This window comes from Pseudoalteromonas sp. TAE56, from assembly GCF_000497955.1.
Classification (GTDB): domain Bacteria; phylum Pseudomonadota; class Gammaproteobacteria; order Enterobacterales; family Alteromonadaceae; genus Pseudoalteromonas.
Genome location: NZ_AUTN01000070.1, coordinates 15,104 through 36,792 on the forward strand (window position 1 = coordinate 15,104; position 21,689 = coordinate 36,792).

21 protein-coding genes are annotated in these 21,689 nt (G+C 38.0%); 12 read left to right on the forward strand and 9 right to left on the reverse strand.

The genetic code is table 11. The features are described 5' to 3' along the window. Nucleotides 1-63: 63 nt before the first annotated feature. Together L656_RS0105745 and L656_RS0105750 are read right to left on the reverse strand one after the other, a co-directional pair. Nucleotides 64-744: an SDR family oxidoreductase gene (locus L656_RS0105745; protein ID WP_024598467.1), complete on the reverse strand. Its 681-nt coding sequence runs from the start codon at nucleotides 742-744 to the stop codon at nucleotides 64-66. Between the two features lie 48 nt (nucleotides 745-792). After that, nucleotides 793-1,473, reverse strand: a complete 681-nt coding sequence (locus tag L656_RS0105750; RefSeq protein WP_024598468.1) for an SDR family oxidoreductase — start codon at nucleotides 1,471-1,473, stop codon at nucleotides 793-795. Nucleotides 1,474-1,748: 275 nt separating this feature from the next. On the opposite strand from L656_RS0105750, the gene L656_RS0105755 reads away from it, so the two are divergent. Further along, on the forward strand, nucleotides 1,749-2,603 hold the full coding sequence (locus L656_RS0105755) for a mechanosensitive ion channel family protein (RefSeq protein ID WP_024598469.1): 855 nt from the start codon (nucleotides 1,749-1,751) through the stop codon (nucleotides 2,601-2,603). Between the two features lie 86 nt (nucleotides 2,604-2,689). Here L656_RS0105755 and astB read toward each other — a convergent pair whose 3' ends face one another. The 3 genes from astB to L656_RS0105780 form a co-directional block, all read right to left on the reverse strand. Next, on the reverse strand, nucleotides 2,690-4,036 hold the full coding sequence (astB, locus tag L656_RS0105760) for an N-succinylarginine dihydrolase (protein ID WP_024598470.1): 1,347 nt from the start codon (nucleotides 4,034-4,036) through the stop codon (nucleotides 2,690-2,692). Between the two features lie 633 nt (nucleotides 4,037-4,669). After that, entirely contained in the window at nucleotides 4,670-5,776 is a 1,107-nt protein-coding gene (locus L656_RS0105775; RefSeq protein WP_024598471.1) for an L-dopachrome tautomerase-related protein, read from the reverse strand. Between the two features lie 45 nt (nucleotides 5,777-5,821). Then, entirely contained in the window at nucleotides 5,822-6,256 is a 435-nt protein-coding gene (locus L656_RS0105780) for a MarR family winged helix-turn-helix transcriptional regulator (RefSeq protein WP_024598472.1), read from the reverse strand. A 129-nt stretch (nucleotides 6,257-6,385) separates the two neighbouring features. Between L656_RS0105780 and L656_RS0105785 the strand changes: the two genes are divergently transcribed. The 5 genes from L656_RS0105785 (at nucleotide 6,386) to L656_RS0105805 (ending at nucleotide 11,843) form a co-directional block, all read left to right on the forward strand. After that, nucleotides 6,386-6,814, forward strand: coding sequence for an organic hydroperoxide resistance protein (locus L656_RS0105785; protein ID WP_024598473.1), 429 nt, complete (start codon nucleotides 6,386-6,388; stop codon nucleotides 6,812-6,814). 161 nt (nucleotides 6,815-6,975) lie between these two features. Further along, nucleotides 6,976-7,332, forward strand: coding sequence for a metalloregulator ArsR/SmtB family transcription factor (locus tag L656_RS0105790; protein WP_024598474.1), 357 nt, complete (start codon nucleotides 6,976-6,978; stop codon nucleotides 7,330-7,332). Nucleotides 7,333-7,364: 32 nt separating this feature from the next. Next, nucleotides 7,365-8,375 carry an ArsJ-associated glyceraldehyde-3-phosphate dehydrogenase gene (locus tag L656_RS0105795; RefSeq protein WP_024598475.1) on the forward strand — a complete coding sequence of 337 codons (1,011 nt, stop codon included), beginning with the start codon at nucleotides 7,365-7,367 and terminating at the stop codon, nucleotides 8,373-8,375. Between the two features lie 23 nt (nucleotides 8,376-8,398). Continuing rightward, a complete protein-coding gene (arsJ, locus tag L656_RS0105800) occupies nucleotides 8,399-9,616 on the forward strand; it encodes an organoarsenical effux MFS transporter ArsJ (protein WP_024598476.1) in 1,218 nt (405 codons plus the stop codon). 106 nt (nucleotides 9,617-9,722) lie between these two features. Then, the gene (locus L656_RS0105805; RefSeq protein WP_024598477.1) at nucleotides 9,723-11,843 is read left to right on the forward strand and encodes a methyl-accepting chemotaxis protein; all 2,121 of its coding nucleotides are present in this window, start codon (nucleotides 9,723-9,725) and stop codon (nucleotides 11,841-11,843) included. An 84-nt stretch (nucleotides 11,844-11,927) separates the two neighbouring features. Here the strand turns inward: L656_RS0105805 and L656_RS0105810 are convergent, their stop codons facing one another. Then, entirely contained in the window at nucleotides 11,928-12,512 is a 585-nt protein-coding gene (locus L656_RS0105810; RefSeq protein ID WP_024598478.1) for a TetR/AcrR family transcriptional regulator, read from the reverse strand. A 113-nt stretch (nucleotides 12,513-12,625) separates the two neighbouring features. Here L656_RS0105810 and L656_RS0105815 point away from each other — a divergent pair, with 113 nt between their 5' ends. Next, complete coding sequence (locus L656_RS0105815; RefSeq protein ID WP_024598479.1) at nucleotides 12,626-13,168, forward strand: carboxymuconolactone decarboxylase family protein; 543 nt, start codon at nucleotides 12,626-12,628, stop codon at nucleotides 13,166-13,168. A 69-nt stretch (nucleotides 13,169-13,237) separates the two neighbouring features. On the opposite strand, the gene L656_RS0105820 is transcribed toward L656_RS0105815, so the two are convergent. Next, nucleotides 13,238-13,768, reverse strand: a complete 531-nt coding sequence (locus tag L656_RS0105820; RefSeq protein ID WP_024598480.1) for a hypothetical protein — start codon at nucleotides 13,766-13,768, stop codon at nucleotides 13,238-13,240. Between the two features lie 52 nt (nucleotides 13,769-13,820). On the opposite strand from L656_RS0105820, the gene L656_RS0105825 reads away from it, so the two are divergent. Beyond that, entirely contained in the window at nucleotides 13,821-14,189 is a 369-nt protein-coding gene (locus L656_RS0105825) for a DUF1294 domain-containing protein (RefSeq protein WP_024598481.1), read from the forward strand. Between the two features lie 64 nt (nucleotides 14,190-14,253). Here the strand turns inward: L656_RS0105825 and L656_RS0105830 are convergent, their stop codons facing one another. Both L656_RS0105830 and L656_RS0105835 read right to left on the reverse strand, forming a co-directional pair. Next, complete coding sequence (locus tag L656_RS0105830) at nucleotides 14,254-14,610, reverse strand: PEGA domain-containing protein (protein WP_024595403.1); 357 nt, start codon at nucleotides 14,608-14,610, stop codon at nucleotides 14,254-14,256. A 171-nt stretch (nucleotides 14,611-14,781) separates the two neighbouring features. Then, on the reverse strand, nucleotides 14,782-16,755 hold the full coding sequence (locus tag L656_RS0105835; RefSeq protein WP_024598482.1) for a serine/threonine protein kinase: 1,974 nt from the start codon (nucleotides 16,753-16,755) through the stop codon (nucleotides 14,782-14,784). 494 nt (nucleotides 16,756-17,249) lie between these two features. On the opposite strand from L656_RS0105835, the gene tagH reads away from it, so the two are divergent. Genes tagH through tssL form a run of 4 tightly spaced genes read left to right on the forward strand, consistent with a single transcriptional unit; the run spans nucleotide 17,250 to nucleotide 21,685 of the window. Further along, nucleotides 17,250-18,560, forward strand: a complete 1,311-nt coding sequence (gene tagH, locus L656_RS0105840) for a type VI secretion system-associated FHA domain protein TagH (RefSeq protein ID WP_024598483.1) — start codon at nucleotides 17,250-17,252, stop codon at nucleotides 18,558-18,560. A 15-nt stretch (nucleotides 18,561-18,575) separates the two neighbouring features. After that, nucleotides 18,576-19,040: a type VI secretion system lipoprotein TssJ gene (gene tssJ / locus L656_RS0105845; protein WP_024598484.1), complete on the forward strand. Its 465-nt coding sequence runs from the start codon at nucleotides 18,576-18,578 to the stop codon at nucleotides 19,038-19,040. A 14-nt stretch (nucleotides 19,041-19,054) separates the two neighbouring features. Then, a complete protein-coding gene (gene tssK / locus L656_RS0105850) occupies nucleotides 19,055-20,383 on the forward strand; it encodes a type VI secretion system baseplate subunit TssK (protein ID WP_024598485.1) in 1,329 nt (442 codons plus the stop codon). A gap of 21 nt (nucleotides 20,384-20,404) precedes the next feature. Next, complete coding sequence (tssL, locus tag L656_RS0105855) at nucleotides 20,405-21,685, forward strand: type VI secretion system protein TssL, long form (RefSeq protein ID WP_024598486.1); 1,281 nt, start codon at nucleotides 20,405-20,407, stop codon at nucleotides 21,683-21,685. Nucleotides 21,686-21,689 lie beyond the last annotated feature (4 nt).

Below are 21,689 nucleotides of genomic sequence, written 5' to 3' on the forward strand. Positions count from 1 at the left end.
AGAACCATCAGGTTTAACGCCATTGGCATTAAACCTGACAGCTCAAACTCAACCAAGCAACATTTAATTAGTTGGCATTAAATAAATCTCGCGTACGCTGTTGCGCTGGTTTGCTTCAATAGCAAACAGTACGGCGTCGGCTACATCTTGTGGGTCGAGTTTGTCGGGTTTAGCTTCATCAAAAAATGGGGTGTTTACCATGCCTGGTGCTATGGTTGTGCAGCGGCCATTCCACTCACTCATTTCCTCAGCTAAGTTTTGTCCAAAGCCATAAGCAAACCATTTAGTTGCACCGTAAATAGAGCCACCAATTGGCTTACGGCCAGCGGCAGAGCTGGTTAATATAAAGTGACCTTTATTTTGGCGTAAATGCGGCAGGGTTAATTTTGCAGTCCACAGTAGGGCTTTAATGTTTATATCAATCATGGTTGACCACTCATCTGGGTCACCTTTTTCGGTGCCTGCGGTTGAAACGCCCATACCTGCATTAGCAAAGGCTACGTCTAATCGACCAAACTTTTCAATGCCTTTGGTAACCACGCTTTCAAGTGCGGTAAAGTCGGTTGCATCTGCAGCTACGCTCAGTGCGTTATTTGAGCCTAATGATTCAACTAATTTAGTTAATTTGTCTTCGCTTCTGGCGGTTAAAATGACTTTGTGGCCATTGTTAACCAGCGTTTTTGCGGTTGCTTCGCCAATACCGCTTGAAGCACCTGTAATGAGGACTATTTTTTCTTTCGCCATGATTATTTCTCCTATGTTTACATATTCAAAATTATGAGAATAGTTTTACTAATGAGTTGGTCTTAAATGTATTTCTCTGATGTTATTGCGCTGATTTGCCTCAATGGCAAATAACACAGCATCGGCAACATCTTGCGGGTATAACTTGTCAGGTCTTGCTTCATCAGTAAAAGGGGTATTTACAGCGCCTGGGGTGATGGTTGTACAGCGCCCATCCCACTCACTAATTTCTTGTGCTAGGTTTTGAGAAAAACCATAAGTAAACCATTTGCTTGCACCGTATATAGAGCCTTTAACAGCTCTGCGACCAGTTGCTGAGCTAGTAATAATAAAGTGTCCTTTGCTTTGGCGTAAATGCGCAAGCGTTAGTTTTGCAGTCCACAATAGGGCTTTAATGTTTATGTCGATCATGGTTGACCACTCATCGGGGTCGCCTTTTTCAACCCCTAAAGTGTCTAGCCCTTTACCTGCATTAGCAAAGGCAACATCTAAACGACCAAATTTTTCAATGCCTTTAGCAACTACGTTTTCAAGCGCGGTAAAGTCTGTTGCATCTGCGGCTACGCTAATGGCGTTATCTGAGCCCAACGACTCTGCTAATTCAGTTAATTTATCTTCGCGTCTAGCGGTAAGTATTACTTTATGACCATTGTTAACCAGCATTTTTGCGGTTGCTTCGCCAATACCACTTGAAGCGCCGGTTATGAGTACTATTTTCTCTTTTCCCATAGATAACCTCTTTTGTGAACATTGAAAGCTTAAAATAACCATACCAATAAACGATTAACCTATATTGAATAGGCGCTATAAATTAGCCGTAAATAGGCGGGCTTTACGTATCAAAAACCATAGTTTTAACGGTATTTTTAAAGTTGAAATAAGTGATTAAAAAAGATAGGTTTAAATTTTTTATTCTATATACTCGCGCCACTTCTTTTGAAGTCGGTTTTTATTAGATTTAACCATTATTTTGCTGAGTTTCAGCCACATTTATCGGAACAAACATGAAAGATAAGCTTTTAGCGTTTTGGCAAAGCCATTCAGAAACAATCATCACTTTAGGGTACAAAGTGATTTTAGCGTTGGTGATTTTAGTTGCGAGTGCCTTAATTGCACGCTCGGTTAAAAAAGCGATTAAAAACTCTAAATCTCCATTAAAAAGAGTAGATAGTACGCTACTCCCACTTTTATCGAGTATTGCTGGTTATTTAGTTTATATAATTGGCGGGCTATTTATTTTAGATATTTTTGGCGTTAATACGGCAAGCTTAATTGCGCTAATGGGCGCTGCGGGTTTAGCGATTGGTTTAGCCCTTAAAAATACGCTGAGCAATATTGCTGCGGGTATTATGCTGCTAATACTCAGACCTTTTAAAATAGGCGACTTTGTTGATGCCAGTGGCACGCTTGGTACTGTGAACGAAATAAACCTGTTTACCACTATTTTTAAAACCACCGACGGTCTTTATATAGCATCGCCTAACGGCAAAGTATGGGGTGGCAATATTAAAAACTTTACCCGTAATGGCAAAAGACGGATGGACATAGTGGTGGGTATTTCGTATGCCGACTCTATTGATGTTGGCTTAAATGTACTTAAAGAATTAGCCGCATCAGAGAGCCGATTACTTGCAGAGCCTGCACCTAAAGTAATGGTGACATCAATAGGTGAAAGCGCAGTAAACATTCAATTACGTGCGTGGGCTATTAATGGTGATTATTGGCAAACCGTGTGGGATTTAAATAAACGTGTTAAAGAGGCAATTGAAGGCGCTGGGCTGAGTATTCCGTTTCCGCAGCGTACGCTGCATATATCGGAGTCGATGGCGTCGGCAATAACTGTTAACAAAGATGCTTAAATATGTATTAACATAAACATAAACACGAATAAAAATAGCGAGCCTTTGCTCGCTATTTTTGTATTAGCCTTTGTGCTGACTAGGTATTAACCTTCTAATTGAAAGTCGTACACTGAGCCTAAATTAAGTAGCTGCGTTAGCTCATCAAGTGCTTGGTAGCTTTCGGTGAGTAGGGCTGAATCTGCAAAGTCACTTGCGCCTAATTTGTCGCGGTAATTACGTTTTGCCCAGTCACACAGTTGTGTGTATTTAGTATCAGTTAAAATAACCTCTGGGTTTACTGCAGCAAGTTCTTGCTCGTTAAGGGCTACACGTAAACGCAAGCAAGCTGGGCCGCCGCCATTTTGCATACTTTGGCGTAAATCAAAAAACTGCACTTGGTTTACTGGGTTATCAGCCATAATCATTTCTTCAATGTAGGCGTTAACCGCGCTGTTGCGTTTACACTCTTGTGGTGCCACTAACAGCATTGAACCATCTTCAAGGCTCACTAACTGGCTATTAAATAAGTAACTACTTACAGCATCGGAAATACTTACTTTGTCGGTAGGTACTTCAATAATGTAAAATTCTTTATTGCCTACATACGCTTCGCGAATATCTTGCAGTGCCAGAGCTTGGTTTAAAAATGCTTGCTGGTGGCACAGTAATACATTGGCGTTACCTACTGCAATTACATCATTATGAAACACACCTTGGTCTATTACGTCTGGGTTTTGCTGTAGTAAAATTTGGCTTGAATCTTTTAAGTTATGTAAACGACAAATTGCTTCTGAAGCTTCGAGTGTTTGCCTTGCAGGAAACTTAGCGGGTTTTGGTAATTGGCTGTTAAACGCGCTGGCACCAAATACAAACATTTCAAGGCCTTGTTCGCCGTGGCTGTCACAAAAACGAGTATGGTTTGCTGCACCTTCGTCGCCAAAAAAGCCTTGGTCTGGCAAATGGGTATGGTGCGCAAAGTATTTGTCGTTATTAAACATCGCTTTTAATAAGCGTGTAGTAGTTGCAGGCTCTAATGAACGATGAAACTTATTATTTAAATTAGCTGAAGTAAAATGTACTTTGCCGTCGGTTGTATCAGGAGATGGCGATACCGTAGCAGCATTGGCTGTCCACATTGCTGACGCTGAATAACATGCGCGTAATAAAATAGGGTCAGCTTTAAACGCTTTATGAATTACTTGTGCATCGTTACCGGTAAAGCCTAAGCGGCGCAGTACGTTTAAGTCGGGGCGCGCATGAGGGGCAAATACACCTTGAGTTAGGCCTTTGTCATGCATGGCTTTCATTTTTTCAAGGCCTTGAAGTACTGCCTCTTGAGGATTTGAAAAGCTTGCTGCGTTATTTAACGAAGCAACATTACCATACGATAAACCAGCGTAGTTGTGAGTAGGACCCACTAAGCCATCAAAATTAACTTCCAAAGCGTTCATACACGTTCCAACTAAAAATTTTCAATAGGGTGCAACAATACAACGCAATAGGGTTGCTTGCAAAGTTATAAACGCAGTGTTTTTACTAATTTTTGATGTTTTTAAATGAGGAATTTATTACAAGGGGGGTTATTTTTATATTGAACGATTAATTTGAAGTTTAACTAAAATGTACATATAAATTTCATAGTGTGTAAAAGCTTAGCCTAAAGTAGGTTTATACATTTAAGCTTTATGCCAAGCCTTTACACAATACGATGTTACTTAACATAGGCGCGTTCTTTATCAGCGGTTGTATGGGTATTTGTTGGATCATTAACTTGCCAAACGCTAATGTCTAAACGCCATAATAGATAAAGGGTATGGTATAAATTGAACATGGTTTTTCCTTGGTATTTTCACTGAACACATCAGTTTATAGGAAGAAGTATGCCAACATTAACTTGAATATTTTATGAATAAAAATCAGGTATTTAGTATTTAAGTGTAAATACATACTTAAGGATTAGCACCAAAGAGGTGAAGTATTACTAAAAGATGCACCAGTGTGGTGTTTTTAGCAAAAAGCCCTGCAACTATTGGGTCACTTAAATGTGCAAGGCTTTTTAAAAATGTAGTCACTTAAAAAGTAAATTAACGGCCTACTTTTCCTTTTACTAAAGGCTCGAACGACATTACTTTAAACTTGCCGTGGCTTTGATTTTTGCCATTATTAAGCACTGGAGAATTATGTAAATCGTCAACGGTAAAGTATATTTTATGATCGGCTCCATAACTAAAACCATCAGGCCAGCTCAAACGTTCGTCTTTAAATAATACTTCGTAGTCGCCAGTGGGTTTAACTACGCCAATTGCGCCATTGGTTATGTCGGTTACATATACGTTACCGCCGCCATCAACAATAATACCGTCTGAAATTGGCTTAGTGCCGTAACGCGTAACTTTGTCTTCAAGCGCTTTAGCCGAAAGGCTCTCGTTATTTATAGCGCTGGTGGCAATGCGGTAAACCGACGTGCCCGACATAGATCCAAAGTAAAGCCAGTCTTCGTTAGGGTCAAGCGTAATAGGGTTAACACCTAAGCGGGCAGGTTGGCCGCCAAGGCTCATTGTGCGCCCATCAATAACCATATCGACATTTTCGGCAGTGGTGTAATGGCTGTCTTGTAATACTCTGCGTGCGACACCTGTTTTAAGGTTTACCGTAATAATAGCGGCTTGGCTGCCTTGGGCTGTATCGGCAATGTATACAACGCCATGCTTATTATCGATGACTAAATCGTTTAAAAACGAGGTGTCGGTAATGGTTGGTTTAGCCAGATAAATGATTTTGTGCAGTTGCTCTTTATTTGTATCCCAACCTACTAAGCGCCCAGCGTGATCGGGCCCTGAGGTGTCGAGCATCCATAAAACGCCATCGCTTGATACGTTTATGCCAAGCACATCGTAAAAACCTTTACCGTTATTGTACGCGTATGCCCACTCTTCATTAGGGTAGGGCTTAGTTGTACCATCGCTTAAAAGCTCCATAATTTTTTGCTTTTGGCCAAAAAAACCATGCACAGATAAAAACTTTCTGCCCGATGGAGTAATAGCAATGTTACCCGGTGGATGCTGCGCATCAAATGTGGCTACTGTTTTTAAATCAGCATTTTGATTATCGGTATTAGCAGATAAAGCGTTGCTACCTAAAAGAGCCGTGCTACACGCCGCTGCTAATAGTAATTTTTTAATATGGGTCATTTTTAGAACCTTTTAAAACACGTTTATTGTTTAAAAATTAAGAGCCTAATCGGCTAAGTCGTTTACTACTAAATCGAGCAGCTGAATTAACTGCTGTGCTTGTGTTGCATCTACACTATCAAATTTACATAAAATATTTTTAGGGATATCGGCTGCTTTTAATTTAAGTGATTGGCCATGCTGGGTTAGCTGCACTAGGCGTTTGCGTTTGTCGTGCTCATCTTTAATAACAGCCAGTAATGATTTGTCGCTCATTTTTTTGAGTATTTGGGTCATTGCACCGCCGTCTATCGCGGTTTTATCTTTTAGCTCGGCAATTGTTATTTCATCTAGCTCCCACAGGGCCATCATTACTACGTATTGTGGGTAAGTTAAATTTAGTTCACTTAAAGGCTCGCGATACGCACGCGCAATGCTGTTAGATGCCATGTATAACCGATGACATAACTGATTCTTTAACTTTAATTGCTCAAACGACATAACTTTATCCTTCATTTCGATACATGCCATTTTAATTTGCATGCAAAATATTTGCAATCTCTAATTACTTGTTCTATTATTTTGCACACAAACTAAATTGATTGATATTTTTAAACTTTGGAGTTCATTATGAATGTATTACAAAACGTAGCTTACACAGCAAAAGCAACTGCAACTGGCGGCCGTGAAGGCGTAGCTAAATCTGATGATGGTCGTTTAGATGTAAATTTATCAACACCTAAAGGTTTAGGCGGAGACGACGGACAAGGAACTAACCCAGAGCAATTATTTGCCGCAGGTTATGCAGCATGTTTTATTGGCGCACTTAAATTTGTTGCAGGTAGCGAAAAAATAGAATTACCAAGCGACACGCATATTAACTCACAAGTGTCTATTGGCGCGATCGAAGGCGGTTTTGGGATTGCGGTAAAACTTGCTGTATCATTAGGTGATATGGATAAAACAGCAGCGCAAGAGCTTGTAGATAAAGCGCACCAAGTATGCCCGTATTCAAACGCAACACGTGGCAACATCGAAATAGAGCTTTCAGTTATTTAATAACTAAATAAAGAAAAGTTATAAAAGCACACTTCAGTTACTGAAGTGTGCTTTTTGCGTTTTAGGGTAAAATCACTTTAATATGCAAAAAATCATATATTCACTATTCCATATGTTCTGTTTTTGTTTTATTGTATGTGTACTAACACAGTGAGGACAGTATGGAACAATTCAACCCACTCCAATTTTATAAATGCCTAGCAGACGATACGCGTTTAAAGGCAATGCTATTAATTAGCCATCAAGAAGAGCTATGTGTATGTGAGCTGGTTGCTGCACTTGAGTTAAGCCAGCCTAAAGTGTCTCGCCATTTAGCGCAGTTAAGACAATGCGGATTATTGAGCGACCGAAAACAAAATCAATGGGTTTATTACAGTATTAATAAAGCCCTGCCAGAGTGGGCTAAAAATGTATTATCGCAAACCCTGACTGCTAACCCTTCATTTTATGAAAACGATTTAACGCGCTTAAATGTTATGGGTAATCGCCCTGAACGTATTACTAGCTGCTGCAACTAACTAATAAACTAACTTATTAAAGGTATTTAATTATGACTATTAAAGTAGGTATTAACGGTTTTGGCCGTATGGGGCGTTTAACACTGCGTGCAGCAGTTGATTGGCCAGAAATAGAGTTTATTAAAGTAAATGATGTAGCGGGCGATGCTAAAACCCACGCACATTTAATTGAGTTTGACTCAGTACACGGACGTTTAGCACAACAGGTTTCTAGTGACGATAATAGCTTTAGTGTGGGTAAACACACGATTGCAGTTACCAACAACAAAACCATAAACGAAACTGATTGGTCAGATTGCGATGTAGTTATAGAAGCCAGCGGTAAAATGAAAACCACTGAGCTGTTAAATCAATATTTAGCGCAAGGTGTTAAGCGTGTTGTGGTAACAGCACCTGTAAAAGAAGACGGTATTTTAAATGTAGTTATGGGTGTAAACGATGATCTATATAACCCAAGTGAGCATAAAATTGTTACAGCAGCTTCTTGCACAACTAATTGTTTAGCGCCAATAGTAAAAGTACTGCAAGAAAAAGTGGGTATTAAGCACGGCTCAATGACCACTATTCACGACATTACTAATACTCAAACGATTATTGATGCCCCTCATAAAGATTTACGCCGTGCGCGTTCTTGTGGCACAAGTTTAATACCTACTACAACCGGTAGTGCAACGGCTATTACGCATATTTTCCCTGAGCTAAAAGGTAAATTAAACGGCCATGCTGTACGTGTACCGTTAACTAATGCATCCATTACTGACTGTGTTTTTGAGCTGGAGCGAGGTGTTACACAAAGTGAAGTAAACACGTGGTTTAAAGATGCTGCAAATAATGAGCTAAAAGACATTCTAGGCTACGAAGAAAGACCGCTTGTATCTATAGATTACAAAACAGATCCGCGCAGCTGCACCATAGATGCCCTTTCTACTATGGTAATTAACAACACTCAACTTAAATTATACGCTTGGTATGATAACGAGTGGGGTTATGCAAACCGTACTGCTGAGCTAATGCTTAAAGTTGCAAAAAGTGATTTAGTTTAATCTCATTTAAAAGGTTTAACGCTATGTTTGCGCAGTTGGCTAACTTACCGAGTTCTATAAAACAATATTTAATAATTACTGGTAACTATTGGGCATTTACTTTAACCGACGGTGCACTACGCATGTTGGTGGTGCTGTATTTTCATCAGTTAGGTTATGGTGCATTTGCAATAGCCATGTTGTTTTTGTTTTATGAAATTTTTGGTGTGATCACTAATTTAGTCGGAGGTTGGCTTGGCGCGCATTTAGGGTTAAACAAAACCATGAATGTAGGGCTTGGGCTGCAGCTTGTAGCTTTAGCTATGCTTTGCGTGCCAGGGGATTGGCTAACCGTTGCCTATGTTATGGCAGCGCAAGCATTGAGTGGCATAGCTAAAGACTTAAATAAAATGAGTGCCAAAAGCGCCATTAAGTATTTAGTACCGCAAAGCGATGAGGGGCAAAGCCAATTATATAAATGGATTGCCATACTTACAGGCTCTAAAAATGCGTTAAAAGGGGTGGGCTTTTTTTTAGGCGGCTTATTACTTACTGTATTTGGTTTTGTAGGTGCACTAATAAGCCTAATTGCATTACTTAGTGTTGCGTGGGTTATTAGTTTAATTTTTTTGAAAGGCGATATTGGCAAAGCTAAAAACAAACCTAAGTTTAAAGAGTTATTTTCTAAATCTCGTGCAATCAACTTACTTAGTGCTGCGCGTTTATGTTTGTTTGCAGCGCGTGATGTGTGGTTTGTCGTTGCATTACCGGTTTACTTAGCCGCTCAGTTTAACTGGGATCACTGGTGGGTAAGCGGCTTTATGGCTTTGTGGGTTATTGCTTATGGGCTGGTGCAATCGCAAGCTCCGCGCATAACTGGGCAAAGCGATTCAAATTCACACTCAGTCAAAAAAGCATATTGGTGGGTTGCTTTATTAAGTGGCGTAACCTGTATTTTAGCGTTGGTGATGCAATTTGATATTGCGATACATTTTACGCTTGTAATTGGCTTACTTATTTTTGGTGGTGTATTTGCCGTAAATTCATCACTGCACAGTTACTTAATAGTAAGTTTTGCTAAAAATGACGGGGTGTCCCTCGACGTTGGTTTTTACTATATGGCTAATGCAATAGGGCGCTTGCTTGGTACGGTGCTTTCTGGCTGGGTTTTTCAAGTGTATGGGCTTAGTGCATGTTTATGGGGGAGTGTGTGTTTATTAATTGCGGCCTCAATTACAACGGCACGCTTAGCTAAACTTTAAAAAACTCAACATATTGTATTAAATTCAGTTTCTTTAACGATATTCATAGCTTCGTTGGTTAGATCTACTAAACTATATCAGTAGTTTTAATTTAAGGGTGAGATGAATGCGGGAAATATCGCTAGCAAAAAAATTACTTTGGCTTACTGTCGGAAGTATATTTATCACTGTATTAGTGCTTTCGAGCATTTTGTGGTGGCAGTTATCTGCAAGTAATACCGAACTAGCAAGCAAGTCAGAAGATTATATTGTTGCTGAAGTGGAAGAAAAGTTAAATGCGAATGCAGCAATATATGGTGAAAAAATAGCGGGCTTTATTAACGAAGCTTACCGAGTGCCATACTCTTTAGCTGCGTTATTAGGTGATGCAGCTAAAAGCGAAAGCCTTAGTCGCGATACAGTAGTAAGTATTAATCGCTCTATTTTAGAACAAAATACATTACTATCATCTATTTACTCTCAGTTTGAACCAAATGCGTTTGATGGACAAGATTCAAGTTTTACAACCGGTTATAAGCACTCGGTTAATGGCGATGGTACGCTAGAAGTTTATATAACACGCGATCAGAATAACGTGATTGAGCAGCAAAAAGTAGCTAATGCCGCTGATAAATATATTACCTCACTTAATGAGTTCGGCATTCGTGAAGCGCATTGGTACTTGTGTGCAAAAGACACACTCAAGCCTTGTATTATGGAACCGTATTTATACGAAATCCCATCTGGCGATTCAGTAATGCTTACCTCATTAACAGTGCCTATTTTAAAATCGGGTCAGTTTATTGGTTTAGCGGGTGTTGATTTAACACTGCCGACCTTTCAGGCCATGACTGAGGAACTTTCTAAACAGCTTTATAATGGCCAAGCTAAAGTAACCGTGCTTAGCGATATTGGTTTAGTAGTGGGAAGTAGCCATTATAAATCTAAATTAGGGCGCCCATTCAAAGAAGCTGTTAGTTCTAACTTGTTTAAAGAGCTTGAAAAATTTAAGGGCCAAAAAGGCATATTTAAAACATCGTCTGAGTACTTAGTTAATTACCCTATAAATATAAAGCTAGCTAATAGACAGTGGTCTTTACTTATTGAAGTACCTAGTAACTTAGCTTTAGCGGGCCCTGATGCACTGTCACAAGATATGGCAGATACTGCAAACGATTTAGGCGCGATGATTTTAATTACAGGTGCTGTTATTGGCGTTATTGCATTTTTAATAATGAAATTTGTTATTGGTAGCGTGGTTGCGCCTCTTCAGCAAATTCAACAACGTGTAGATAACTTAGCAAGTTCTGAAGGCGATTTAACGCATACACTTCATGTTGAAACTCATGCAGAGCTCATTGCTTTAGCTGGTGGCTTTAATGCCTTTTTATCTAAGTTACGTATTTTAATTACAGAACTTAAAGATGTGTCTGATCAAACCAAGCAACAAGGTGAAATAGCGCAGCATATAGCTATTGATACTAAGCACAATGTTCAATCTCAATTTCAAGAAATTGAAAGTGTGGTAACGGCTATGAACGAAATGAGCGCAACAGCACTCGAAGTCGCCAGAGCATCAGAGCAATCAGCCCAACAAGCCGATGAAATAAACAGCTTGGTAGTAAGCAGTGAATCGAGTTTATCGTCAGCGATGACGCAAGTTAAAACCATGTCTGAAGAAATTAAAGAAGCTAATCAAGCCGTTGAAAAAGTAGCTTCGCGCAGTAAAGACATTACGCAAATATTAGATGTAATTCGTACTATTTCAGAACAAACAAACTTACTTGCTCTTAATGCAGCTATTGAAGCTGCGCGCGCTGGTGAACATGGCCGAGGCTTTGCCGTTGTTGCTGATGAAGTACGTGCACTTGCTTCTAAAACGCGTTCATCAACAGATGACATAAGCCAGTTAATTGATAGCTTATTATCTGAAGTGGGTAATGCGTCTACCGTTATTGAAAAAGGCGTAGTACGTGCGCAAAATGCTGTTGATGAAACATCAGTAGCTTTTGATGCTCTGCACAGTGTTGTCGTTAAAGTTGATGAAATAACCAATCAAATTACACATATTGCAACCGCTGCTGAAGAACAAAGCTTAGTGACCGAAGAAATTAACCGTAATTTAACGCTTATATCTGATGCCGCCTCGCAACTTGCTGACTTATCTACACAAGCGGGGGATAGTAGCGAAGCGCTTAACAAACTTGTTGCGCAGCAAGACTCAGAGCTAAATAAATTAAAAACATAATACTTATTAAGTATTCAGATAAAATAAAAACGGCAGTAATTTAATTACTGCCGTTTTTTATTCAAATTATTGATTGGAAGGTGTTTATAGGCTTTTTATGATCTTGAACATTTGATTGATCATAGGCTGAGCAAGAGACTCTACACCTGGGCGGTTAAAGTAACCACGTAACCCAGTAAATTGAACTTCAAAAAAACGTGCATATTCTTGCGCTGATATATTATTACTCAACTCATTGTTTTCAATTGCTTGCTCAAAAAGAATCGAAAGATAGTTTTCAAACTTATCAGCTAAATCTAAACTTAGTTGATATAAATTGCTATCTTTATCGGCAAACTCGCAATTAGCTTTTACCAACATGCAAATAGCACTCGGTGTACTTTCTTTCTTTGTGACGACATCCTCAACAAAAGCACGTAAACCACCAATAATGCTGTCTGATGTAGATAGGCATTCTTTAATCTGGCTTTCCATTTGCACTGTGTAGTCTTTTAACGATTCAATATAGAGGCCTTCTTTTGAACCAAAAGCAGAATAGATACTTCCTGGGCGCATGTTTACAACATCTTGTAAATCACGCGTCGAAGTTGCATGAAAACCCTTTTCCCAGAATAGCTGACTTGCAAGGCGGACAACTGTCTCGCGCTCAAACTTCACCTTATTAACCATGTTGTTTCTCAATTAATTTGAACATTTGCTCAATTTTAACTTGAACAGTCGCTCAAAATCAAATATTATGTGTCTCGAAGTTACTTAAACCTAATTATTTATTGGAGCTAAACATGGCAGAATTTACTTTATACACAGCAGATAACGCACCTGAAGAATCAAAATCTCTAATGGCTGATTCAGTAGCTGCATTTGGTATGGTACCTAACTTACACGCAGTAATGGCTGAAGCACCAACATTACTTAAAGGTTACCAAGTACTGCATGAGCTGTTTCAAAAAACATCGTTCAATGCAGAAGAGCTTACAGTGGTATGGCAATCAATTAATGTTGAGCACGCGTGCCATTACTGTGTACCAGCACACAGCGCCATTGCTGCGTCAATGAAAGTTGACCAAGGTATTGTTGATGCACTTGTAAATAAAACACCACTTGAAAATCCTAAGCTAGAAACTCTTCGTGAAACTACACTAGCAATGACACGTGAACGTGGCGTGATCAGTGATGAGCAAATCGAAAAGTTCTTTGCAGCAGGTTACGGCAAGCAGCAACTACTTGAAATTATTGTTGGCTTATCTCAAAAAGTAATGAGCAACTACACTAATCATCTTGCAGATACACCTGTAGATGCACCATTTAAAAAATTCGTAAAATAATTTACGACTTTTAAAGAATGAAATAACAAAAAGGCAGCCTAGGCTGTCTTTTGTATTTATAAATCGCGGCTATTTAAATTTAACCACTTTTGTACTGCGTGTATAAGTACGGCTTTCAGGTTTAGTCCACTCACCCTTTTTAAGATAAGAGGTCGATACAATAAATTTATCGTCTTTCAAATCACTAGTCGATTTAACCTTTGTGATCCCATCTTTGCTGCCTGTTACATCTTCATAAGCGACAAACTGAGTAGGGCTTAATACCTTCATAATCCCTTTTGTATAAAATCCTGCGGTGGTAAAGTAGTAAAATACGAGTGACTGCTTTTTAGTATCGTAAAAAATCATCGACTCGCCACCATACTCACCTTCATTAATTGAGTGCATAGTGCGTATAGCCTTACCATTTAGCGCGCGTTCCCATTTACCCACATCTTGCACAGGTTTTGCACCTTCAGGTACTTTAAAGTCTGCTTGCCACGTTCCTAAGTAAGGTTTAAACACTTCTAGCTCTTTATCAAGGTTACTGGCAGTTTCATTAGCAAAGCTACTAAATGTGCACAAACATAATACTAAGAATAGAGATTTAAAATATGTCATAATTTGACTCTTGTTGTTAGGTTTTTATAAGCCCAGTATAGGTGATAATTAATTGATAAAGAAAATATTAATAACGTTCTCATTACTTTACTTAGCTGCCATTTGGCTGGCTTACCCACTGCAATACTTACCCGTTTATATACCAATATATGTACCTGGTTATATAAGTGTATTAAGTGCTATAACCTTTTTTATGTACGCGTGGGATAAGCGACAAGCTAAACGCTCTTCACATACAAAAGTAAACCGTACACCAGAGCGCACACTGCAGCTTCTTGCATTATTTGGAGGATGGCCAGGGGCATTAATTGCTCAACAATTACTTCGTCATAAATCGCAAAAGCGACGTTTTATTATTGTGTTGTGGTTATGTGTTTTAGTGAATGTTGCGGCTATGGGGGGATTATATTTTTTTGTGTAGTTTAAAATTATGCCTTTAATACATGTGAAATGTTCAAAGGCATAATTAAAGTTTAGATATTGGACTAGTTAGCCGCTTCAGTTGCTGCTACTTCATCTAAATTTACTGTTAAAATTGTCTTTTTATCGACTACAACCCACTTGCGGTAAGTTAAGTAACCTGGCTTGCTTACTTCAACGTCATACTTACCTTCTTTAAGTTCAATAGCATCTTGGTACACAGGCGCAATGTTCATAATGCGTACGCGTGCATCACTAGGGTTAGTGATTACAGTTAATGAAATAGGTGCTACAGCTTCAACAATTTCTTCTTGTACTTGAACTGCTTCTTCTTTTGCAAGTTGCTGCGTTTCATCTACAGACGATGTAGTTGAACAACCACTTAGTATTAGTAATGCCGCTAGTGCGCTTATCTTTTTCATAGGTACTCCATAAACTCATTTAAATAGTGATAATTACGAAAAATCTTGGAGGAGTTTATGCAAAATGATCGCTCAACCCGTCGTCCTTGACCTTCGTTTGTTAAAACAAAACGTTTGTTAGTTTAATATATTTTTAGTTATTTGGTGATGCTCACGAAATAAAATAGTTGTTTAAAGCATTACATTATCAAGAGATTGAGTAATAGCTTCACTTCTTTCAACTAATTGTTCTGCTGTACGGTACATCTTTCTTTTCATTAACGTATTTGCCATAGTGATATAGCGTCTAGATAATTCTTGTTTTAAAGAAACGAGTAATGAAAAGTCTTTAGGTAATGTTGCAGACTCGGTATTGATTAATTCTTCAAAATCTAATAAATCTTTGTACTCTTCAATCGCCTCTAGTTTTTGTGTGTATCTATCAAATCTAGGACCGTAAAATACGATGGCATCTTCAGTAGGAAAATCAGCTGGCTCACCTAGGTTTACTTTCTTTTGGTAAAGCGTTAAAGCATCTATCGCCGACTCTCTTTTTAGCAGATTGGCAAAGCCAAGTTCGTTTTTTTGATTATTGGTGAAAATAGCTTTACCAACATTAAGTAAAGATTTTTGCGTGATAACATCATCTTCTTCAATAGCTTTATCTAAGGCAAGTTTATAGTTATCAAAATGTACTTCAGACGGGCGATAAACGTAGGTGCTATCGACTACACTTAAATCATTGATTAATTGTGGAATACTATTATTGTCCAGTTCACTATAGCGAGATTGCTCAAGTAACAAATCAATACGAGAAGTAATATCTGAAATTATTGATTGGCGCTCTCTTAAAATGCTTTCGAGTTGTACCGATAGCTTTTCTGAATCTGGGTAATACTCCAAGGCCTTACTATAAACATTAATTGTTTCATCAAAGTCTTTAAACTTGTTAGCGCTTGTATTGATTTGATTCGCTCTGTAATCAAAACGTTGTAGAATATTAGCTTGATTAGATCTTAATAAGCCTTGTTTTAATACCTCGTATTGAGGTGGGATTTCTGCAAGCTTGTTTAGAATCTCCGGTCCATTCCAAGACATCCATGTTTCTACTTGTTGGTTTATTGCTTTTGCATTATCTAATTTAGCTTCAAGCTGCTTTATATTATTTGTATTTGATAGATAGTATTGACCAGCCAAAAGGGCTAACACAACAGTACTGGCTGCAAGTGCTATTGCCGGTTTAAAGTTACTTTGAAGCTTATCTAAAACAGGCTTTAACGAATCAGTTCTTTTTGCTGCATCTAAAGAAATTGCTTTATTAAGCGTGCCCCACAACCATAAAGGGCAGTTACTAGGACGTTTTGCCGATGTATCTTTAGGGAGTGTGTCTGCTGCAACACGGTTATATGGATGTTTGCTACTTAATAACTCTAGGGCAATACACGCATAAGAAAAAACGTCATCTTTAACGGATGCTGCAGCACCTTTTAATTGTTCAGGACTTGCATAGGTTGGCGTATAACCTCCTACAGTGCCTAGGCTTGATTCACTATTAACTGCATAGGCATCTTCAATGGTTTTGTGTTTAGCAATACCAAAGTCAAGTACCTTGAGGCTACCATTTGAATCGAAGATTATATTCGATGGCTTTAAATCGTTATGAATAACGCCACGAGAATGGGCATAAATTAATGCATCAGCAAGTTGGTTGAGAATTACATTCGCTTTTTTGAAAACCATTCCAGAGGGTTTATTGCGCTTGATTATTTGCTCAAGCGTTTCGCCTTCTACTAATTCCATGGTTACATAATGTAAACCATTATCAGAGCCTGCAGAATATACTTTTACAATATTAGGGTGAGAGAGCTGTTGTGTTTTAGTTGTTTCATCTTTAAGAAGTGAAATAGCTTCTTCAGAATGAGAAAACTCTTCTAACAATACTTTAATCGCTACAAAAACTTCAGGACGACTCGCACTTTCTAAAAATAAATCTCTGGCTCGGTATATGTAACACATACCACCTTGGCCGATAAGTTCTTCAACTAAGTAGCGATCCGATACTTTTTTACCAATAAGGTTTAATTTATTTATTGCTTTTGACGTGCGAAGTTTTGAGTCAAGTGAAGCTATCTGCGTTTTATCATTAGAACTGTTGACACCGCTCATTATAAATCCTTTTATTGTGCATATTAAAATAATCGCAAAGGTGAGTTTTTTATTATTTATCAATTCTCCCTTTGATAAGGGCCGTATTTTTACAAAAATTAGCTAACTTAGCAATGTTTCTATAGCAGAACTTTCGTACAAAACTTTAAAAAATTTAGGGCTTTTATATTAATTTTTGAAATATCGTTTAATTGCTATTTGTTTTTATAAACAGTGTAGGCCTACAGGCATTGTTTTGTAACACTTCTAGGTGCTTAAAATGAATAAAATGTAATGCTAATTATTAAATAGCAATTTTTTAAATGGGAACATACAAAATATCTTTTGTAAGCTTTGGAAGGGCTTTTTTATAGAGGTTTTGTTTAATTTAATTTATTTAAATTTGAGCTTTTGTATGGTTGAGTATATTTTTATATATTAATTTCAATGTTGACAATAGTTTCTCTTCTACTTTATCCTAATGAGAATGTAGATTTATGGGACTAACTTATCAAATGGAACTGATACTAAACATCACTAGTTATCATAGACTCTCTCCAGAAATTGAAGCAACTAAAACAGTAAAAGACTCTCTAATATTTGGCCGTTCAGAAGTATGTGATTGGCATTTTCCGGATCCTGAAAAAATCATTTCTAGTAAGCACGGACGCATAGTAAAAGAGGGTGATTCCTTTTATGTTTACGACACATCTACAAATGGTACTTTTGTAAATTTTGGCGTAGCTCCATTAGGTCAAGGTAATAAACAACGCTTGTCGGATAGTGATACGATCACCGTGGGTGATTTTCAAATAGAGGTGAAATTAGCTACTAATGAAAAAACACCTGATACCGATTATGGTAATTTAAGTGCAGCAGCTAGTATTAGCAAAGAGCCAGCAAGATCTTATCAGCATCCTACTGAGCATTTTTCTGATCCAGAACAGTACTTTAATGAATCAATAATGGATGAGTCTATGCCTGCGGTTTCTATGACTCAGGCAGCTGACGATAATTCAGCAAACCAAATACCTGAGAACTGGGATGAGCTTGCTCACTTAATGAACCCTGGCGCTGTAACTCAACAAGCACCCGTTGCAAGTAAACCACAACAAAAACCAGCTGTTGAACAGCAAATTTCAGTTAATACACCAGTACTAGATACGCCTGTAACTAAACCTCAAGCAGTAAAGCCTGCTCATAAACCAGTAGTGCAAAAAAATCCAACATCACATAATGAAGACACCGCTTTAACTGATGCTTTTTTAAACGGGTTGGGGGTTAAAGCTGAGTTACAAAATTCATTAAACTCACAAGAACTTTGGTTTGAAATGGGCCAAGGGTTAAATCTATTACTGACCGAGTTGATGGAGTCTCTTCGCCAAAGAGCGCTTGTAAAAAACCAATTGCGTTTAAACCAAACGATGTTTCAAACTCAACAAAATAACCCAATTAAGTTTTCGGCAGATATTGATGACGTTATTCAGAATTTATTCATCAGAAATAGTGCAAGCTTCCTGTCGTCTCAAGAATCAATCAAAGAAAGCTTTGTTGATACGCGAAGACATGAACATGCTTTATTAGCAGGAGCTGACGGCGTATTAAAAGGGATGTTAGAGCAAGTTTCTCCCCAACATATAAATCAACAAATAAATGATAATTCTAACGTATTAAAAATCATCCCTGGCCAAACAGAGTCTAAGTGCTGGAAGTTATACCAAAATTTATATGATGAGTTATCTCATGATGTAAATAGTAAGGGAGCTATGGCATTGTCGGATGATTTCTTAAAAGCATACAACGATAGAATTAAAGAATCGTTCTAGAAAGGAAAGTAGATAATGAACAAATTTAAGCTCTTTTTAATGAGTTTCAGTTTACTGTTTTTAGCCATGGGTTGTTCAACTGTTAATAAGTTTGTGCCTCCTTCTACGGATCTAAAAATTAATGTGTCTAAAAATGTAAACCCAGACACGTCGGATAGACCTTCACCGGTAGTAATGAAAATTTTTGAGTTGAGCTCGAGGACAATTTTTGATACTCAGGATTTCTTTAGCTTGTATGAAACACCTGAAAAACAATTAGGCCCAGACTTATTAAAGAAAGATGAATTAGAATTACAGCCAAACTCTGTTCAAGAATATAAAATGACCTTAAACCGCAATACACGATATGTTGGTGTTGTTGTAGCGTACAGAAATATAGATCAAGCACGATGGAGAGCTGTAATCGAAGTTGACCCAACTGGCTATGACGATATAGATGTAAATGTTGAAGCAATTGCTACATACATGAGAGAGCAATAAAAAGGATTTGTATAATGAGTGATAACACTCGTGTTGCCTGGACCGAAGGGATGTTCTTAAGGCCGCAACACTTTCAGCAGTCAGATAAGCACTTTTCGCATTTAATTAAGCAAATTTGTAATGGGAACTTAGCAGATCCTTGGGGCATACTTGATATAAGTATTGACACTCAACTATTAAGTTCAGGCCAGTTTGCTATTGAGTCATTGTCAGCTATTACTCCTGATTTGTTACCTATCGATATGCCTCAATCAACCTCTTTGCCTGAGCCTTTAGTGGTTGGCAAAGATGTTTATGACGAAATAATTTATTTAGCGGTTCCTGCTCTAAAAGCCAGTGGTATTAATATTTCATCGTTGGATGAGGATATTGTTACGCGTTATAAACTTAATGACTTATCAGTAAGCGATGACTCTTTAGGTGCGCAAGCTCAAGAACTTATTCAAGTTGCTAAGGTATTTAGTAAGCTAGTATTGTCATCAGACGATCACGCTGGCTATATATTATTGCCATTAGCACGCATTGTTGAAGTAAGTAGCGAAGGGCAAATTAAGCTCGATTCAAAGTATATTCCAGCTTCTTTAAAAGTAGGTCAGTGTAAGCCATTACTTGGTCTAGTGAGAGAAATTGGCTCAATGATAAAGCAGCGCTCAGAAAGTATCGCTGTTAGGTTGTGCCAAGGCTATGCGGGGAGCACATCTGTAGCTGATTTTATTATGCTGCAAACGCTAAATAAGTATGACGCTGTTTTTGAAAACCTGTTATCAGTTAATAACCTTCACCCAAATATTCTTTATACACGTTTAATAGAGCTTGCAGGTGAGCTATCTACTTTTAGTACAGTAAACAAAAGAGTACCTAAATTACCTAAGTACGATCATAAAAATTTAGGTCCGGTATTTAGTGAAGTCGTAAACTTTTTATATCAATCTTTAAGTCATGTAATCGAGCAAACTGCAACAGAAATAAAGCTAGAGCAGAGCAAGTTTGGTATTTCTTTTGGTGCGCTCAAAGACAAATCTGTACTTAGCTCAGGTCAATTTATATTGGCTATTAAGGCGAGTGTTCCTCACGAAGAGCTTCGTAAGATATTACCTTCTCAAATAAAAATAGGTAGCGTTGAGACGATCCGAGATTTAGTAAACAATCAGATCCCAGGTATTACAATCAGTAACTTACCAACTGCACCGCGTCAAATTCCTTACCATGCAGGTTTTCATTATTTTGAATTAAATAAACATGGTGAGCATTGGGCAAAACTTCATTCAAGTGGTGGTATTGCTATTCACTTGTCAGGAAGTTACCCCGAGTTACAACTAAGCCTATGGGCAATAAGAACTTAACTTTTAAAAGGAAGAGTTTCAATGGACGAAACCATTATAAAACCACGTCCTGGTCGATTAGGGCGTGATGCCTCAAATAATAATCAAGTAGATAATGATCCAGACAAAACAGTCATGTCTGTTGAGCCTGTAGCAAGTAGTATTCCTAGTAATGCAAAGGTATCTATATTTAAAAACCCATTAATGGAAGCAGCAACAGACTGCTTTTCATTGGTTATTTCAATTAGAAAATCAGTTGAGATGACTAACTTGGCTGCTTTAAAGCATCGATGTGTAGAGGCTATTAAACGCTTTGAAGTCGAAGTTCGTAATCAAAACCTATCAAAAGATGTAATCAAAAACTCCCGTTATTGCTTATGTGCAATTTTAGATGAGTCTGTTTTAAATTCTAAATGGAGCTCTATGGAATGGGCTGACGAAAGCTTGCTTTCAACATTTCATAAAGAGACCTTTGGCGGTGAGTACTTTTATACTTTACTAGACAATGCATTGTCTCAGCCAGAGCAACACAAAGCCTTTTTAGAGCTTCAGTACCACTGTTTAAATTTAGGTTTTAAAGGTAAGTACAGGTTAGATACTGTGGGTGATAATAAAGTAGAAGAATACCGCTCACAAATGTACCACCTATTAAATCAATTAGATGGGCCAATCAATAATAAGCTTTCTCCTAACTGGAAGCAAAGAGTAGCCGCTGGTGTAGAATTAAGAAATCAGGTGCCGTTGTGGGTTATTTTTTCTGTTCTGGGCTTACTTTTACTTACTGTTTATTTATTTATAAATATGAAGCTAAATGATGATGTTACGACTGTTAATGACAAGCTTGCTATCATTCATCCTCTAGCTGAAGACCAAGCAATAGACAAAAAGGATCAGCAGCTACTTGTATTAGAGCAGCTATTACAAACTGAGATTCAAATGGGGATTGTAACGATAAAGAAAAATATCGATAGAATCAGAATCTCTATTAATAGTGAGAGCCTTTTTAACCAAGGTGACTCTAAATTATTACCTTCATTTCAACCTATTTTAGAAAAGCTAGCATTGAGCCTTGGAGGAACTAAAGGACGTATTTTAATAACTGGCCACACAGACGATACACCAATTAGAACTGATAAGTATCCTTCAAATTGGCACCTTTCTTTAGCGCGCGCAACGCAAGTTGCAAACTCTATGGCTAAAAGTACAAACCTCAGTGGGCGTTTATGGCCCGAAGGTAAGGGCGCAGCAGAGCCTATTGCCAGTAATTCAGATTCAGCTTCTCGGTCACTTAACCGACGAATTGAAATCGATTTATTATTTTAAGAGG

Coding starts and splice junctions, on each gene's coding strand:
- astB (WP_024598470.1), bottom strand. CDS start 4,036: ATGAACGCTTTGGAAGTTAATTTTGATGGCTTAGTGGGTCCTACTCAC.
- L656_RS0105755 (WP_024598469.1), top strand. CDS start 1,749: ATGAAAGATAAGCTTTTAGCGTTTTGGCAAAGCCATTCAGAAACAATC.
- L656_RS0105790 (WP_024598474.1), top strand. CDS start 6,976: ATGGAACAATTCAACCCACTCCAATTTTATAAATGCCTAGCAGACGAT.
- L656_RS0105795 (WP_024598475.1), top strand. CDS start 7,365: ATGACTATTAAAGTAGGTATTAACGGTTTTGGCCGTATGGGGCGTTTA.
- L656_RS0105830 (WP_024595403.1), bottom strand. CDS start 14,610: ATGAAAAAGATAAGCGCACTAGCGGCATTACTAATACTAAGTGGTTGT.
- L656_RS0105815 (WP_024598479.1), top strand. CDS start 12,626: ATGGCAGAATTTACTTTATACACAGCAGATAACGCACCTGAAGAATCA.
- L656_RS0105820 (WP_024598480.1), bottom strand. CDS start 13,768: ATGACATATTTTAAATCTCTATTCTTAGTATTATGTTTGTGCACATTT.
- L656_RS0105745 (WP_024598467.1), bottom strand. CDS start 744: ATGGCGAAAGAAAAAATAGTCCTCATTACAGGTGCTTCAAGCGGTATT.
- tssL (WP_024598486.1), top strand. CDS start 20,405: ATGGACGAAACCATTATAAAACCACGTCCTGGTCGATTAGGGCGTGAT.
- tssJ (WP_024598484.1), top strand. CDS start 18,576: ATGAACAAATTTAAGCTCTTTTTAATGAGTTTCAGTTTACTGTTTTTA.
- tagH (WP_024598483.1), top strand. CDS start 17,250: ATGGAACTGATACTAAACATCACTAGTTATCATAGACTCTCTCCAGAA.
- L656_RS0105750 (WP_024598468.1), bottom strand. CDS start 1,473: ATGGGAAAAGAGAAAATAGTACTCATAACCGGCGCTTCAAGTGGTATT.
- L656_RS0105785 (WP_024598473.1), top strand. CDS start 6,386: ATGAATGTATTACAAAACGTAGCTTACACAGCAAAAGCAACTGCAACT.
- L656_RS0105775 (WP_024598471.1), bottom strand. CDS start 5,776: ATGACCCATATTAAAAAATTACTATTAGCAGCGGCGTGTAGCACGGCT.
- L656_RS0105780 (WP_024598472.1), bottom strand. CDS start 6,256: ATGTCGTTTGAGCAATTAAAGTTAAAGAATCAGTTATGTCATCGGTTA.
- L656_RS0105810 (WP_024598478.1), bottom strand. CDS start 12,512: ATGGTTAATAAGGTGAAGTTTGAGCGCGAGACAGTTGTCCGCCTTGCA.
- L656_RS0105835 (WP_024598482.1), bottom strand. CDS start 16,755: ATGAGCGGTGTCAACAGTTCTAATGATAAAACGCAGATAGCTTCACTT.
- arsJ (WP_024598476.1), top strand. CDS start 8,399: ATGTTTGCGCAGTTGGCTAACTTACCGAGTTCTATAAAACAATATTTA.
- tssK (WP_024598485.1), top strand. CDS start 19,055: ATGAGTGATAACACTCGTGTTGCCTGGACCGAAGGGATGTTCTTAAGG.
- L656_RS0105805 (WP_024598477.1), top strand. CDS start 9,723: ATGCGGGAAATATCGCTAGCAAAAAAATTACTTTGGCTTACTGTCGGA.